Here is a 16793-nt window from a genome sequence, read left to right as displayed (position 1 = left end):
GGTATCGGCGTGCTGATGGGTTTGAGCGTAGTCAAACCCGGCGCATCCGCCTAGTCCTGGCCCCGAGCGCTTGCTAGGTTGCCCCGGCCAGCTTAAATTGCCCACGCCGATTTGATGAAATAGCCGTGCATGGGTTGATCGACTGTGGGAGAACGCAGGTGGACGAGCAAAAAACCCAGGGCGTGATGCGCGAGCTGGTCGACAACGGTCAACTGACCGACCCGGATAGTGCTCGCGGCAAACTGCTCCAGACCGCGGCTCACCTGTTTCGTAACAAAGGCTTCGAGCGCACCACTGTGCGCGACCTGGCGAGTGCCGTGGGCATCCAGTCGGGGAGCATTTTTCATCACTTCAAGAGCAAGGACGAAATCCTTCGGGCGGTGATGGAGGAAACCATCCGCTACAACACTGCGTTGATGCGCGCGGCCCTGGCCGAGGCCCGCGGCGTGCGCGAGCAGGTGCTGGCGCTGATCCGCTGCGAATTGCAGTCGATCATGGGCGGCACCGGCGAGGCGATGGCGGTGTTGTTCTATGAGTGGCGTTCCCTTTCCATGGAGGGGCAGCGCCAAATCCTGGCCTTGCGCAATATTTATGAAGAAGTCTGGCTTGAAGTCTTGGGGCAGGCCAAGGAGGCCGGGTATATTCGCGGGGACGCGTCCATTACCCGGCGCTTCCTGACCGGTGCGTTGTCCTGGACCACCACCTGGTTTCGCACCGAAGGCAGCCTGAGTCTCGATGAACTGGCCGAGCAGGCCCTGATCCTTGTGTTGGCAGAAAAACAATAAGCAAGCGACCGCTTAAAATTGGCCGCATGGCTGGCTAAGCGGCTGAAACCGCCTAGCGTCACTGTATTGATGGGTCTTTTGGGGAGTGGGGTATCTTGACGTTATTGCCGATGGGGATGACCTCGCGTGTTTTGCTGGCCGCTCTGGCTCTTTTCCTGACGTCCTCCCTTGAGGCGGCGCAGCTGGTGCGGATTGGCGCGGCACATTTTCCACCCTATACCGTTCGGCCCGAAAACGGCGCCGACACCGGCCTGCTGCCGCAACTGGTGGAGGCCCTGAATCGATCGCAGGCCGATTACCAGTTCGTCCTGGTGCCCACTTCGATTCCGCGCCGTTTCAATGATTTCAAGCAGGGACGCGTCGACATGGCGATCTTCGAGAACCCGGACTGGGGCTGGCAGGATGTGCCACATACCGCAGTCGACATGGGGCTGGAAGACGCCGAGATCTTTGTGACCCAGCGCCAGCCAGATCGCCAGCAATCATATTTCGCTGACCTGAGGGGCAAGCGCCTGGCGTTGTTCAGCGGTTATCACTACGCCTTTGCCGAGTTCAACCCCGACCCCAAGTTCCTTATCGGGCAGTACAACGCCACGCTGACCTATTCCCACGACAGCAATTTGCAAATGGTGGTGCGCGGGCGCGCGGATATTGCCTTGGTGACCCGCTCGTACCTCAGCGACTACCTGTTGCGCAATCTTGAGGTAGGCCCCCAGTTGCTGGTTTCCGAGCGCATCGATCAGATCTATCACCATTACGCGCTGATCCGACCCCAGGCGCCCATCAGTGCCGATGTGTTCCAACGGTTGCTGCAGAAACTGCGGGACAATGGGCAAATGTTGGAGATCTTCCAGCCCTACCGGATCGAGTTGGTGCCACCACACGCTCATTGAGCCAGACTAAATTTCCCATTCCGGCTCACGTCACACGTTGACCATCGACGAATACGTGAGCCGCTCCAATGTCCATCTCCAAGCCTTCAACAACGCTGCCCTTGCCGGGTGGCCGTCACCTCGGCGCTGATGAAACCGAGCGTCATCTGAGCCTGATGCTCGAAGGCGCGCCCTTGATTCGTCTGCGCCTGGAGCGCGGCCCTCAACTTCATGTGCATCTTCAAGAACCCAACGACCGGCCTGTAGGGCCGGCGCTGTGGGCCGCCTGCTATTGGTTGTTTGCCAGGGATCCCGATTGCCAGCAATTGGTCTGGCACCTTGACGAACGCCCCGGCGAAGCCTTGCTCAGTGGCTTGCTGGCGGGCACGCCCGAGGTGAACGAATACGTCTGTGAGCGCGTCTTGTTCTGGCAATTGCCGCAACCTTGGCTGGGGGAAGCATTCAACGGCAGTTATCCGCAGCAAATGATCATCACCGATGGCAAGCGCCATCCTCGTCGACCGATCAAGCCACGAGGCGAGGTGTATCGACGTTTCGATGCGCGGCTGGGGGCTTGGGTGTCCCTGCGAACCCTCGAAATCGAGCAGGACCTGACACGCTTCAATCGCTGGCAGAACAGCCCTCGGGTCGCCAGCTTCTGGCAAGAGGAGGGCAGCCTGGAGCAGCATCGCGAGTATCTGGGCAAGCTGCAGCACGACCCTCGGGTCTTGACGTTGATCGGCTGTTTCGACGACCAGCCATTCGCCTATTTCGAAGCCTATTGGGCCAAGGAAGATCGAATCGCGCCGTTCTATGACGCCCACGATTATGACCGCGGTATCCACATGCTGGTGGGCGAGGAACAACATCGGGGCCCGCATAAAGTCGCGAGCTGGCTATCAGCGCTGGTGCACTACCTGTTTCTCGACGATCCACGCACCCAGCGCGTGGTGGCCGAGCCTCGGGCCGACAACGCCCGGATGATCGGGCATTTGCATAACCAATGCTTCCATTGTGAGAAGGAATTCGATTTCCCGCATAAGCGGGCGGCGTTGATGATCCTGGGGCGGGAGCGGTTTTTTGATCGGTGTTCGTTGATGTGAAGGCATGGCGGCCTTCATTGCCCCATCGCGAGCAAGCTCGCTCCCACATGGACTGCTGCGACCCTTGTGTGGGAGCGAGCTTGCTCGCGATGAGGCCTGTCAGTCCACCGCAAGATCACCGCCGCGCAAACGTATCCCCGCGCACCCCCGACACCTTGCGGCAATGCACCAGGGCGTCGCGGATCATGAAATTCACCAGGGTTGGCGAGACGCCCAACTCCTTGGCGATGTCCTTCTGCGGCACGCCGTGCAGGCGGTACATCTCGAAGGCGTAGCGAGTACGGCTGGGCAGCTCGGTCAATGCGTCGGCGATGTGCTCGAGCGTGGAAAAGTTGATATGCGACGTTTCCGGCGAAGCTCCCTGGATCACCACGTTCAAGCCTTCCTCTTCAGGGCCCGAGTACTTCTGTTCCAGCGCTTGCTTGCGGTAATGGTCGATCGCCAGGTTGCGCACGATCTGGAACAGATAGCTGAGCTGGGCCTTGATGGAGGAGGTGATCTGCGGCGCCGATTGCAGCCTGAAAAACGCGTCTTGGACCACATCTTCCGCGCGGGACCGGCACCCGGTGATGCGCGCTGCGATCTTGACCAGGATGGTTCGGTTATCGACGAATGCCTGAAGTAGCGGTGAGTCGCACCTGCTTGTGGATACTTGTTCCGTCATGGAATTCACCTTGCTGCAATTAGTTAGCAGGACGGTCGGGCCAGCGGATCCGTCCTACACATCGGGGGCCAAATTAGGCTTAATGATAATTATTGTCAATTGAGAAGAAGAATTATTGATGAAAGGAAGTCCAGACTGAGCGCTGCGACTCGTTGTCACGGGGGGCTACGGGCCTGAGCGCCGCTGCGCGCGCGTTGCCTGGGAGCAGCGACTAATTATCTGGCGGTGTTATCCGTCCCCATGGGTGACTACTTGCAAGCCGAATTTCAGGCAGGAACCCCTCATGACCGACGCGTTCGAACTCCCCAGCACCCTGGCCCATGCCCTCCAGCGCCGCGCCGCGTTGACTCCGGATCGGGTCGCCTTGCGCTTCCTTGCCGACAGTCCGCAGCAGGGCGTGGTACTGAGTTATTGCGACCTGGACCTGCGCGCCCGGACGATCGCGGCGGCGTTGCAGGGCGAAGCGAAAATCGGCGATCGAGCGGTGCTGCTGTTCCCCAGCGGCCCGGATTACGTCGCGGCGTTCTTCGGCTGCCTGTACGCCGGTGTGATCGCTGTACCGGCCTATCCGCCGGAGTCCACCCGTCGGCATCATCAGGAGCGCTTGCTGTCGATCATCGCCGACGCCGAACCCCGGTTGTTGCTGACCACCGCTGACTTGCGGGACACCTTGCAGGCCATCGAATCGGCGCCGCCAGTGCTGTGCGTCGATACGCTCGATCCGGCCCGCGCCGAGCAATGGCAGGCACCGGACCTGCAAGACAATGACATCGCTTTCCTGCAATACACCTCCGGCTCCACTGCATTGCCAAAGGGCGTGCAGGTCAGCCACGGCAACCTCGTCGCCAATGAGCTGTTGATTCGTCATGGTTTCGGCATCGATGTGAATCCTGACGATGTCATCGTCAGCTGGCTGCCGCTGTATCACGACATGGGGCTGATCGGCGGGTTGCTGCAGCCGATCTTCAGCGGCGTGCCTTGCGTGCTGATGTCACCGGCCTATTTCCTCGCCCGGCCGTTGCGCTGGCTCGAAGCGATCAGCGAATACGGCGGCACCATCAGCGGCGGCCCGGACTTCGCCTATCGCCTGTGCAGCGAACGGGTCAGTGAGTCTGCCCTGGGCCGCCTCGACCTGAGCGGCTGGCGCGTCGCTTATTCCGGCTCCGAGCCGATCCGCCTCGACAGCCTGGAGCGCTTCGCCGAGAAGTTCGCGGCATGCGGCTTCACGGCTGACAGTTTCATGGCCTCATACGGGCTCGCTGAGGCGACGTTGTTCGTCGCCGGCACGCCACGTGGCCAGGGCATTCCCTCGATGCGCATGGACGACGCGGCCTTGACGCAGAACCGTGCCGAACCGGGGCAGGGCAGCGCGGTGATGAGCTGCGGTGTAAGCCAGCCGGGCCACGCGGTGTTGATCGTGGAGCCCAACGCCTTGCAACCGTTGGCCGACAATCAGGTCGGCGAAGTCTGGGCCGCCGGGCCGAGCATCGCCCACGGTTACTGGCGCAACCCCGAAGCGAGCGCCAAGACCTTCGTCGAGCATGACGGCCGCACTTGGCTGCGCACCGGCGACCTGGGCTTTATGCGCGAAGGTGAGCTGTTCATCACTGGGCGCTTGAAGGACATGCTGATCGTGCGCGGGCATAACCTTTATCCGCAGGACATCGAGAAAACCGTCGAACGGGAAGTGGAGGTGGTGCGCAAAGGACGCGTCGCCGCGTTCGCCGTCAATGAGGCGGGCGAAGAGGGTATCGGGATTGCCGCCGAGGTCAGCCGCAGCGTGCAAAAGATCCTGCCTCCCGAAGCCTTGATCAACGCGATTCGCCAAGCCGTGGCCGACGCCTGCCAGCAAGCGCCGAGCGTGGTGGTGTTGCTCAATCCGGGGGCGCTGCCGAAGACGTCCAGCGGCAAACTGCAACGTTCGGCGTGCCGCGCGCGATTGGCGGACGGCAGCCTCGACAGCTATGCATTGTTTCCCTCGGCAAAGGCTGGGACTGTCGACGAGTTCGCGCCGTCATCCGAGCTGCAAGACCTGATCGGCCAACTCTGGTGCGAGCACTTGCAGGTCGATAGGGTACGCAGCGCTGACCATTTCTTCCTGCTGGGTGGCAACTCCATCGCAGCCACCCAAGTCATTGCGCGGCTGCGTGACGTGCTGGGTGTGGAACTCAACCTGCGCCTGCTCTTCGAAGCGCCGACCCTGGGCGCTTTCGCGACGGCGGTGGCGAATCTGCAACAAGACGGCGGCCAGCCCCAGGGCGTTATCAATTCGTTGGCCCGCGATGAAGCCCTGCCGCAGTCCCTGGCCCAGAACCGTTTGTGGCTGACCTGGCAACTGGACCCTGCTAGCCGCGCCTACAACATCCCCGGCGCCCTGCGCCTGCGTGGCGAGCTGGACGAACAAGCGCTGCGCCAGAGCTTCCAGCAATTGATCGAGCGCCACGAATCCTTGCGCACGCGCTTCCTGGAGCGCGATGGCGTGGCCCTGCAACAGATTGATCCAGCCGGTGAGTTCAATCTTCAGGTGATCGACCTCAGCGACATGCCTGCCTACGAGCGCGAAGCCCGGGCGCGGCAGATCCGCGAAGACGAAGCGGCCACTCAGTTCGATCTGGAAAAGGGACCGCTGCTGTGGGTCACCTTGTTGCGCCTGGCTGAAGACGATCATCAGTTGCTGGTGACGATGCATCACATCATCGCCGATGGCTGGTCGATGAACGTCTTGATCGACGAGTTCTCGCGGCTATATGCCGCCGCGTCCCAAGGACGCACCGCCGAACTGGCACCGCTGCCCCTGCAATACGCCGATTACGGCAGTTGGCAGCGACAATGGCTCGCCCAGGGCGAAGCCGAGCGCCAACTGCGCTACTGGAAAGAGCAGTTGGGCGACGAGCACCCGACCCTGGCGCTGAGCACCGACCATCCGCGCAGTGCCCAGCGGCATCGCAGCGCCGCGCGCCATAGCCTGCGCCTGGACAAGACGCTCGGTGATGCCCTGCGCCAGGTCGCCCAGGCGCACGACGCCACGGTATTCATGCTGTTGCTGGCGGCGTTCCAGGCCTTGCTGCAGCGCTACACCGGCCAATCCGACCTGCGCATCGGCGTGCCCAACGCCAACCGCCCGCGCCTGGAAACCCAAGGGCTGATCGGCTTCTTCATCAACACCCAGGTGCTGCGCGCGCAAACCGATTCGCGCCAGCCCTTCGCCGCGCTGCTGGCCCAGGCCCGGGAGGCGACGCTCGGCGCCCAGGCTCATCAGGACCTGCCCTTCGAACAACTGCTGGAAGCTTTCCCCCAGGCTCGCGAACAAGGCCTGTTCCAAGTGATGTTCAACCACCAGCAGCGCGACCTTGGCGCGTTGCGGCGCCTGCCGGGGCTGTTGGCCGATGAATTGCCATGGCACAGCCGCGAAGCCAAGTTCGACCTGCAATTGCACAGCGAAGAAGACCGTAACGGCCGGCTGACACTGTCGTTCGACTACGCGGACGAGCTGTTCGAGGCGGCGACCATCGCACGCCTGGCCGAGCATTTTTGCAGCTTGCTGCGGGCGGTCTGCGCTGATCCACGACAGGCCCTCGGCGACTTGCCTCTGCTGAGCGTCGAAGAACGCGCCCAGCAGCAGCGTTGGGCGGCGGCACCCTGCGAGCCCGCCACGCAATGGCTCCCGGAACTGCTCAATGAGCAGGCCCGCCGCACCCCGCAACGCACTGCATTACAGTGGGACGGTGGTGCGCTGGACTACGCCGAGCTGCACGCCCAGGCCAATCGGCTGGCCCATTATCTTCGCGACAAAGGTGTCGGCCCGGACGTGTGCGTGGCGATTGCCGCCGAACGCTCGCCGCAGTTGCTTATCGGCGTGCTGGCGATCATCAAGGCCGGCGGCGCCTACGTGCCGCTGGATGTCGATTACCCGAGCGAACGCCTGGCCTACATGCTCCACGACAGCGGTGTCGATCTGCTCCTGACCCAAACCGCACTGCTCGAACGCTTGCCGGCCTGCGAGGGCGTCAGCGTCATCGCCATGGACGCGCTGCACCTGGAGCAATGGCCGAGCAATCCGCCGGGGCTGCACCTGCACGGCGATCATCTGGCCTACGTGATCTACACCTCCGGCTCGACCGGCCAACCCAAGGGTGTCGGCAATACTCACGCGGCCCTGGCCGAGCGCCTGCAATGGATGCAGGCCGCCTATGGGCTGGATGAGACCGACGTGTTGATGCAAAAGGCGCCGATCAGTTTCGACGTGTCGGTCTGGGAATGCTTCTGGCCGCTGATCACCGGCAGCCAATTGGTCCTGGCGGGCCCGGGCGAGCACCGCGACCCGCACCGCATCGCGCAACTGGTCGAGCGGTTCGGCGTGACCACGCTGCACTTCGTCCCGCCGCTGCTCAGCCTGTTTATCGACGAGCCCTTGAGTGCCCGTTGCACGAGCCTGCGGCAGATTTTCTCCGGCGGCGAAGCCTTGCCGGCCGAGTTGCGCAACCGAGTGCTCGCGCAACTGCCGACGGCGCAGTTGCACAATCGCTACGGCCCGACCGAAACCGCCATCAACGTCACCCATTGGCATTGCACCACAGGCGATGGCGAGCGCTCGCCCATCGGGCGTCCCTTGGCCAACGTGCTGTGCCGCATCCTCGACAGCGAACTCAATCCCGTGCCCGTCGGCGTGCCGGGTGAGCTGTGCATCGGTGGCCTGGGCCTGGCCCGGGGTTACCTCGGGCGTCCCGCGCTGACGGCTGAACGTTTTATCGCCGATCCCCAAGGATCGGCTGGCGCACGCCTGTACCGCACTGGCGACCTGGCGCGCTGGGATGCCGACGGCGTGATCGAATACCTCGGCCGCCTCGATCAACAGGTCAAGTTGCGCGGTTTCCGTGTCGAACCACAGGAAATCGAGGCGCGCTTGCTGGCCCAGGACGGCGTCGCCCAGGCGGCGGTGCTGGTGCGCGACACGGCGGCCGGTCCGCAGTTGATCGGCTATTACACCGCAGCAACGCCCGATGAAGAGGCGGCCGACCAAGCCGCTCGCTTGAAAAACGCCCTCGCCAGCGAGCTGCCTGACTACATGGTGCCCGCGCAATTGTTGCGCCTGGACGCCATGCCCTTGAGCCCGAGCGGCAAGCTCGACCGTCGCGCCTTGCCGGAGCCGCAATGGCAGGTGCGCGAACACGTCGAGCCGGCCACCGCCCTCGAACAGCACATCGCCGGAATCTGGCGCGACGTACTCGGTCTTGCCCGCATCGGCCTGCGGGATGATTTTTTTGCCCTGGGCGGCCATTCGTTGCTGGCGACCCAGATCATTTCCCGCACGCGCCAGGCCTGCGACGTCGAGCTGCCGTTGCGTGCGTTGTTCGAAGCCAGCGAGCTGGGTGCCTTCGCCGAGCAGGTGCGGCTGATCCAGGCCAGCGGTCGGACCAACCGCCAGCCGCCGATCGAGAAAGTCGACCGCAGCCAACCGGTGCCGCTGTCCTATTCCCAGCAGCGCATGTGGTTCCTCTGGCAAATGGAGCCGGACAGCCCGGCCTATAACGTCGGCGGCATGGCCCGGTTGCGCGGAGTGCTGGATGTGGGGCGCTTCGAAGCGGCGTTGCAGGCCTTGATCCTGCGCCATGAACCCTTGCGCACCACGTTCCCAAGCATCGACGGCGTGCCTCGCCAACAGGTACACGACGAGACGGGCCTGCGCATGGACTGGAAAGATTTTTCCATGCTCGATGCCGACCTTCGCCAACAACGCGTGCAGCAACTGGCGGACAGCGAGGCCCACGAACCCTTCGATCTGGAAACCGGGCCGCTGCTGCGGGCCTGCCTGGTCAAGACCGCCGAGCGCGAACATTACCTGGTGCTGACGCTGCACCACATCGTCACCGAAGGCTGGGCGATGGACATTTTCGCCCGCGAGCTCAGTGCGCTGTACGAAGCCTTCATCGATGACCGCGAGTCACCGCTGGAGCCGTTGCCGGTGCAATACCTCGACTACAGCGCCTGGCAGCGCCAATGGCTGGAGTCCGGCGAGCGCCAGCGCCAGCTCGATTACTGGACCGCGCAACTGGGCCGCGAACATCCCTTGCTGGAATTGCCGGCGGACCGCCCGCGTCCGGCGGTACAAAGTCATCGCGGCGAGCTGTTCCGTTTCGACCTCGGCGACGACTTGGCCGCGCGGGTCCATGCCTTCAACGCCGAGCATGGCTTGACCCTGTTCATGACCATGACCGCCGCCCTGGCCGTGCTGCTCTATCGCTACAGCGGCCAGACCGACCTGCGCATCGGCGCGCCGGTGGCCAATCGCATCCGTCCGGAAAGCGAAGGGCTGATCGGCGCGTTCCTCAATACCCAAGTGCTGCGTTGCCAACTCGACGGGCAGATGTCGGTGGGCGAGTTGTTCGAGCAGGTGCGCCACACGGTCATCGAGGGGCAGTCCCACCAGGACCTGCCTTTCGATCATTTGGTCGAAGCCCTGCAACCGCCGCGCAGTGCGGCGTACAACCCGCTGTTCCAAGTGATGTGCAACGTGCAGCGCTGGGAGTTCCAGCAGAGCCGCACGCTGGCCGGTATGAGCGTCGATTATCTGGTCAACGATGCGCGGGCGACCAAGTTCGACCTCAACCTGGAAGTCACTGACCTGGACCAACGCCTGGGCTGCTGCCTGACCTACAGCACCGACCTGTTCGACGAACCGCGCATCGCCCGCATGGCCGGGCATTGGCGCAACCTGTTGGAAGCGCTGCTGGTGGATCCGGCTCGGCGGCTGAGCGAGCTGCCGCTGCTGGACGCCAGTGAACAGCAGCAGTTGCTCGACAGCCTCGGCGAAGAGCCAGGCGAGCATCGCCTCGATCAATGCATCCATTCATTGTTCGAAGCACAGGCCCGGCTGCGCCCGGACGCGCCGGCGCTGACGTTCGCCGGGCAGACCCTGACCTATGCCGAACTCGAACGCAGGGCCAATCGCCTGGCCTGGATGTTGCGCGAACGTGGCGTCGGGCCGCAGGTCCGGGTAGGGCTGGCTCTGGAGCGCTCGCTGGACATGGTCGTCGGCCTGCTGGCGATCCTCAAGGCGGGTGGCGCCTACGTGCCGCTGGACCCGGAATACCCGCTGGACCGCTTGCTCTACATGATCGAGGACAGCGGCGTCGGCTTGCTGCTCAGCGATCGGGCCATGTTCCAGGCCCTCGGCGAACTGCCGGAAGGCGTGCAGCGCTGGTGCCTGGAAGACGACCGTCCGGCCCTGGTGGATTATCCCGAGCAGTCGCCGCCGCTGATCAACCTGCCGCAACATCAGGCCTACTTGATCTATACCTCCGGCTCCACCGGCAAACCCAAGGGGGTGGTGGTGTCCCACGGTGAAATCGCCATGCATTGCCGGGCGGTCATCCAGCGCTTCGGCATGCGCTTTGATGACTGCGAACTGCATTTCTACTCGATCAATTTCGACGCCGCCACCGAGCGCTTGCTGGTGCCGTTGCTCAGTGGCGCCCAGGTGGTGCTGCGCGCCCAGGGCCAGTGGGATGCCGAGGAAATCTGCGGCCTGATTCGCCAACACTGCATCAACATCCTCGGTTTCACCCCCAGCTATGGCAGCCAATTGGCGCAATGGCTGGCAACCCAGGGCCAGACGCTGCCGGTGCGCATGTGCATCACCGGTGGCGAAGCCCTGACCGGCGAACATTTGCAGCGCATCCGCGCCGCGTTCAGCCCGAACCTGTTCTTCAACGCCTATGGCCCGACCGAAACCGTGGTCATGCCCCTGGCGAGCCTCGCCCCGGAGCAACTGGAAGAGGGCGCCGGCAGCGTACCGATCGGCAACGTGATCGGCGCTCGCGTCGCTTATATTCTCGACGCCGACCTGGCCTTGGTGCCCCAAGGCGCGACGGGTGAGCTGTATGTCGGCGGCGCCGGGTTGGCCCAGGGTTATCACCAGCGTCCGGGCATCACCGCCGAGCGCTTCGTCGCCGATCCGTTCAGCGCTGACGGCGGACGGCTGTACCGCACCGGGGACCTGGTGCGCCAGCGCGGCGACGGTCAGGTGGAGTATTTGGGGCGGATCGACCATCAGGTGAAGATTCGCGGTTTCCGTATCGAACTGGGGGAAATCGAAACCCGCCTGCTGGAACACGACGCCGTGCGCGAGGCCGTGGTCTTGGCCTTGGATATGCCGGGTGGCAAGCAGTTGGCCGGTTACCTGGTCAGCGACATCGCCGAAGAGGATGCCGCCGGGCAAGCGGCGCTGCGCGAAGCGCTGAAGCATCACCTCAAGGCGCAACTGCCGGACTACATGGTGCCCGCGCACTTGATCCTGTTGCCGAGCATGCCGCTGACCGCCAACGGCAAGCTCGACCGCCGCGCCTTGCCGATGCCCGATCCCGAACTCAATCGCCAACAGTACGTGGCCCCGAGCAGTGCCTTGGAGCAAGCGTTGGCGACGATCTGGTGCGACGTTTTGAACGTCAGGCAGGTCGGCCTCAACGACAACTTCTTCGAGCTGGGCGGCGATTCGATCCTGTCGATCCAGGTCGTCAGCCGGGCCCGGCAACAGGGCCTGCATTTCACGCCGAGGGATTTGTTCCAGCACCAGACCGTGCAGGCCCTGGCGGCCGTCGCCACGCGCAGCGAACAGGTGAGCGCCGAGCAAGGATTGTTGAGCGGCGAGTCGGGGCTGACGCCGATCCAGCATTGGTTCTTCGCCGGTGAAATACCCAGCCGTCATCACTGGAACCAGGCGCTGTTGCTGGAGCCGACCCTGCGCTTGCAGCCGGGTTACCTGGAGCAAGCGTTGCGCGCGGTGTTCGAGCAGCACGACGCCTTGCGCCTGGGCTTCGGCAACCGCGCCGGGCACTGGCGCGCCGAGCATCAGCCAGTGTTCGAAGGGGCGCTGCTGGAGGCTGTGTCGGTGGATTCGCCGCAAGCCTGCGAAGCCGTGTTTGCCCAGGCGCAGCGAGGCTTCGAGCTGTCGAGCGGGCCGCTGCTGCGGGCCATGTTGGCAGAGTTGCCTGACGGTCGGCAGCGCCTGCTGATCGCGATTCACCACTTGGTGGTGGACGGTGTGTCGTGGCGGGTGTTGATGGACGACCTGCAAACGGCCTACCGCCAATGCATCGACAGACAAACGCTGCAGTTGCCGGCCAAGACCAGCCCGTTCCGTGACTGGGCCGCGCGTTTGCAGGCTTACGCCGGCAGTGAGTCCCTGCGCGAAGAGTTGAGCTGGTGGCAAGGCCAGTTGAGTGGCCCGGACGTGACGCTGCCTTGCGCCCGTCCCGACGGCGGGCGGCAGGAACGGCACGCCGACATCGTCAGCCTGCGCCTGGACGCCGAGCGCACCCGGCAACTTCTGCAACAAGCTCCCAGCGCCTATCGAACCCAGGTCAATGATCTGTTGCTCACCGCGCTGGCCCGCGTGCTGTGCCGTTGGAGCCAGCATGAATCGGTGCTGGTCCAGCTCGAAGGACATGGCCGCGAGGCGCTGTTCGATGACATCGACCTGACCCGCACCGTGGGTTGGTTCACCAGCGTCTATCCGCTGCGCCTGAGCCCGTCGGCCGCTGACATCGGCAACTCGATCAAAGCCATCAAGGAACAGCTGCGCGCGGTGCCGCACAAGGGCCTCGGCTATGGCGTGCTGCGTTACCTCGCAGACATCGGCACCCGCGAGGCCATGGCCTGCCTGCCGCAAGCGACGATCACCTTCAACTACCTCGGCCAGCTCGACCATGCCCTCGGCCAGGAGGCGTTGTTCCGCCCGCTGGACGAAGCGCTTGGCGCGATCCATGACCCTGACGCACCGCTGCCCAACGAACTGAGCCTCGACTGCCAGGTCAGTGGCGGCGAACTGGCGCTGCGCTGGACCTTCAGCGCCGAGCGCCATGATCGCCAGGCCATCGCCGCGCTGGCCGACGCCTACCTCGAGGAATTGCAGCACCTGATCGAACATTGCCTCACGGACGAGGCGGGCGGCCTGACGCCGTCGGACTTCCCGCTGGCGAAACTGACCCAGGCACAGCTGGACAACCTGCCGGTGCCGGCAACGGAGATCGAAGACGTCTACCCACTGACGCCGATGCAGGAAGGCATGCTGCTGCATACGTTGCTGGAGCCCGGTACGGGCTTGTATTACATGCAGGACCGCTACCGCATCAACAGCGAACTCGACCCCCAGCGTTTCGCCCAGGCCTGGCAAGCGGTGATTGCCCGTCACGAAGCGTTGCGCGCCTCGTTCTGCTGGAACGTCGGCGAAGACATGCTGCAGGTCATCCACAAGCCCGGCCGCACACCCGTGGAATACCTCGACTGGACGCACGTGCCAGAGGACGCCCAGGAGCCCAAGCTCCAGGCGCTGCTCAAGCGCGAGCGCGAGGCCGGTTTCGATCTGTTGAACGAGGCCCCGTTCCACTTGCGCCTGATCCGGGTCGGCGCGGCGCGCTACTGGTTCATGATGAGCAACCACCACATCCTCATCGATGCGTGGTGCCGTTCGTTGCTGATGGATGATTTCTTCGAGATCTACACCGCCCTCGGTGAACAGCGCGAGCCTCGCCTGGCCGTGCCGCCGCGCTATCGCGACTACATCGGCTGGCTGCAACGCCAGGGCCTGGCCGAAGCCCGGCAGTGGTGGCAACAGAACCTGCAAGGCTTCGAGCGGACCACGCCGATCCCGGGTGACCGGCCGTTCCTGCGCGAACACGCCGGTGACAGCGGCGGCATGGTCGTCGGCGATTGCTACACCCGCCTCGACGCCCGGGACGGTGCGCGCCTGCGCGAGCTGGCCCAGGCCCATCAATTGACCGTCAACACCTTCGCCCAGGCGGCGTGGGCCCTGGTGCTGCGCCGTATCAGCGGTGATCGCGACGTATTGTTCGGCGTCACCGTGGCCGGGCGTCCGGTGGAGCTGCCGCAGATGCAGCGCACGGTGGGGCTGTTCATCAACAGCGTTGCCTTGCGGGTGCGGATCCCGGCGGACGACCAGCCCTGCAGCGTGCGCCAATGGCTCAACGGCTTGTTGGACAGCAACATGCAACTGCGCGAGTACGAATACCTGCCGCTGGTGAGCATCCAGGAAGTCAGCGAGCTGCCCAAGGGCCAGCCGTTGTTCGACAGCCTGTTCGTGTTCGAGAACGCGCCGGTGGAGGTTTCGGTGCTGGACCGCGCCCAGAGTCTCAACGCCACCTCGGATTCAGGCCGCACCCACACCAACTTCCCGCTGACGGCGGTGTGTTATCCGGGCGACGATCTGGGGCTGCACCTGTCCTACGACCAGCGTTACTTCGATGAGTCGACGGTCCAAGGGCTGCTGGGCGAGTTCAAGCGATTGCTGCTGGCGTTGATGGAAGGTTTCCACGGCGACATGGCCGAGTTGGCGCTGATCGGATCTGAAGAGAAGGATTTCCTCATCGAAGGTTGCAACCAGAGCGCGCGGAGCTATCCGCTGGAGCCGAGTTACGTCGAGCTGTTCGAGGCCCGGGTGGCGGCTCATCCGCAACGTATTGCCGCCAGTTGCCAGGACGACACCTGGACGTATGCCGAGTTGAACGAGCGCAGCAACCGCCTCGGTCACGCGCTGGTGGAGGCGGGCGTCGGTCTCGACCAGCCAGTGGCGCTGCTCGCTGAGCGCGACCTGGATTTACTCGGCATGATCATCGGCAGCTTCAAGGCCGGCGGCGGTTACCTGCCGCTGGACCCGGGCCTGCCGAGCCAGCGCCTGAGTCGCATCATCGAATTGAGCCGCACGCCGTTGCTGGTGTGCACGCGGGCTTGTCACGAGCAGGCGCTGGCCTTGCTGGAAGCGTTCGCCTGTGCCGGGCGGCCGAAGCTGCTGGTCTGGGAAGACGTCCAGGCCAGTGATAAGGCCGTGGAAAATCCCGGCGTTTACAGCGGGCCGGACAACCTCGCCTACGTGATCTACACCTCTGGCTCCACCGGGTTGCCCAAAGGTGTGATGGTCCAGCAGCGCGGCATGCTCAACAACCAGCTCAGCAAAGTGCCGTACCTGGCGCTGGATGAGGCCGATGTGATTGCCCAGACCGCGTCCCAGAGCTTCGATATTTCGGTGTGGCAGTTCCTGGCCGCGCCGTTGTTCGGGGCTCGGGTGGACATCGTGCCCAATGTGATCGCCCACGATCCGCAAGGACTGCTGGACCATGTCGGACGCCAGGGCATTACCGTGCTGGAGAGCGTGCCGTCGTTGATCCAGGGCATGCTTGCCCAGGAGCGCATCGGCCTGGATGGCTTGCGCTGGATGCTGCCCACTGGCGAAGCGATGCCACCGGAACTCGCCCATCAGTGGCTGGCGCGTTACCCGGACATCGGCCTGGTGAATGCCTACGGCCCGGCCGAATGTTCCGATGACGTGGCGTTCTTCCGAGTCGACATGGCCTCGACCCGTGGCACCTACCTGCCCATCGGTACGCCGACCGACAATAACCGTTTGTACCTGCTCGACGGCGCCCTGGAACTGGTGCCAGTGGGCGCGGTGGGCGAGCTGTGCGTCGCCGGCACCGGGGTGGGGCGTGGTTATGTCGGCGATCCGCTGCGTACCGCGCCGGTGTTCGTGCCCAACCCGTTCAGCGCACCGGGCGAGCGGCTGTACCGCACCGGCGACCTGGCACGTCGGCGCAGCGATGGCGTGCTGGAATACGTCGGTCGCATCGACCATCAGGTGAAGATTCGTGGCTACCGCATCGAACTGGGGGAAATCGAAGCACGGCTGCACGAGCAGCCCGAAGTCCGCGACGCGGCCGTCGGTGTGCAGGAAGGCGTCAATGGCAAGCACTTGGTGGGCTATCTGGTTGCCGCCGACGCCACGCTGAGCCCGAGCGAACGCCTGGATCGAATCAAACAGCGCCTGCGCAGCGAATTACCGGAATACATGGTGCCGCTGCACTGGCTGTGGCTCGATCGCCTGCCCCTCAATGCCAACGGCAAACTCGATCGCAAGGCGCTGCCGGCGCTGGAAATCGGTCAACTGCAGAGTCAGGACTACCAGGCGCCCAGCAGCGATCTTGAACAAACCCTGGCCGATATCTGGACCGAGGTGTTGAAGGCCGAACGGGTGGGCGTACAAGACAATTTCTTCGAACTGGGCGGGCACTCGTTGCTGGCGACACAAATCGCCTCGCGCGTGCAAAAAGCCTTGCAACGGGACGTGCCGCTCAGGGCCATGTTCGAGTGCAGCACCGTGCGGGAATTGGCTGAATACATCGGTGGGTTGGAGGCCAGTGAAATCACCGAGGAGAAGGTGGATCGGTTGAATGATTTGATGGCGGAGTTGGAAGGGCTTTAGTTTTGCGGTGCGTGTAACGGCCCCATCGCGAGCAAGCTCGCTCCCACATGGGATTTGTGTCGATCACTCCCTGTGGGAGCGAGCTTGCTCGCGATGAGG

The 16793-nt window shown here is 63.9% G+C and carries 5 protein-coding genes; 4 read left to right on the top strand and 1 reads right to left on the bottom strand.

Going from position 1 to position 16793, the window contains the following annotated elements; translation table 11 throughout:
• The first annotated feature begins 158 nt into the window (after nt 1–158).
• The 3 genes from Q7C33_RS11275 (at nt 159) to Q7C33_RS11265 (ending at nt 2760) form a co-directional block, all read left to right on the top strand.
• Nucleotides 159–785 carry a TetR/AcrR family transcriptional regulator gene (locus tag Q7C33_RS11275; protein ID WP_030141919.1) on the top strand — a complete coding sequence of 209 codons (627 nt, stop codon included), beginning with the start codon at nt 159–161 and terminating at the stop codon, nt 783–785.
• 116 nt (nt 786–901) lie between these two features.
• Nucleotides 902–1678: a substrate-binding periplasmic protein gene (locus Q7C33_RS11270; RefSeq protein ID WP_198797265.1), complete on the top strand. Its 777-nt coding sequence runs from the start codon at nt 902–904 to the stop codon at nt 1676–1678.
• A gap of 68 nt (nt 1679–1746) precedes the next feature.
• Entirely contained in the window at nt 1747–2760 is a 1014-nt protein-coding gene (locus tag Q7C33_RS11265) for a GNAT family N-acetyltransferase (RefSeq protein WP_407683401.1), read from the top strand.
• A gap of 115 nt (nt 2761–2875) precedes the next feature.
• Here the strand turns inward: Q7C33_RS11265 and Q7C33_RS11260 are convergent, their stop codons facing one another.
• Nucleotides 2876–3424 carry an RNA polymerase factor sigma-70 gene (locus Q7C33_RS11260; RefSeq protein WP_030141922.1) on the bottom strand — a complete coding sequence of 183 codons (549 nt, stop codon included), beginning with the start codon at nt 3422–3424 and terminating at the stop codon, nt 2876–2878.
• Between the two features lie 283 nt (nt 3425–3707).
• On the opposite strand from Q7C33_RS11260, the gene Q7C33_RS11255 reads away from it, so the two are divergent.
• Nucleotides 3708–16694 carry a non-ribosomal peptide synthetase gene (locus tag Q7C33_RS11255; protein ID WP_407683400.1) on the top strand — a complete coding sequence of 4329 codons (12987 nt, stop codon included), beginning with the start codon at nt 3708–3710 and terminating at the stop codon, nt 16692–16694.
• The last annotated feature ends 99 nt before the right edge of the window (nt 16695–16793 follow it).

Source organism: Pseudomonas sp. BP11-1-1 (genome assembly GCF_052112105.1).
Lineage (GTDB): Bacteria > Pseudomonadota > Gammaproteobacteria > Pseudomonadales > Pseudomonadaceae > Aquipseudomonas > Aquipseudomonas alvandae.
The sequence above is the reverse complement of the archived record's forward strand: the minus strand, read 5'-3'. Positions and strand labels throughout refer to the sequence as shown.

Coding starts and splice junctions, on each gene's coding strand:
- Q7C33_RS11255 (WP_407683400.1), top strand. CDS start 3,708: ATGACCGACGCGTTCGAACTCCCCAGCACCCTGGCCCATGCCCTCCAG.
- Q7C33_RS11265 (WP_407683401.1), top strand. CDS start 1,747: ATGTCCATCTCCAAGCCTTCAACAACGCTGCCCTTGCCGGGTGGCCGT.
- Q7C33_RS11270 (WP_198797265.1), top strand. CDS start 902: ATGACCTCGCGTGTTTTGCTGGCCGCTCTGGCTCTTTTCCTGACGTCC.
- Q7C33_RS11260 (WP_030141922.1), bottom strand. CDS start 3,424: ATGACGGAACAAGTATCCACAAGCAGGTGCGACTCACCGCTACTTCAG.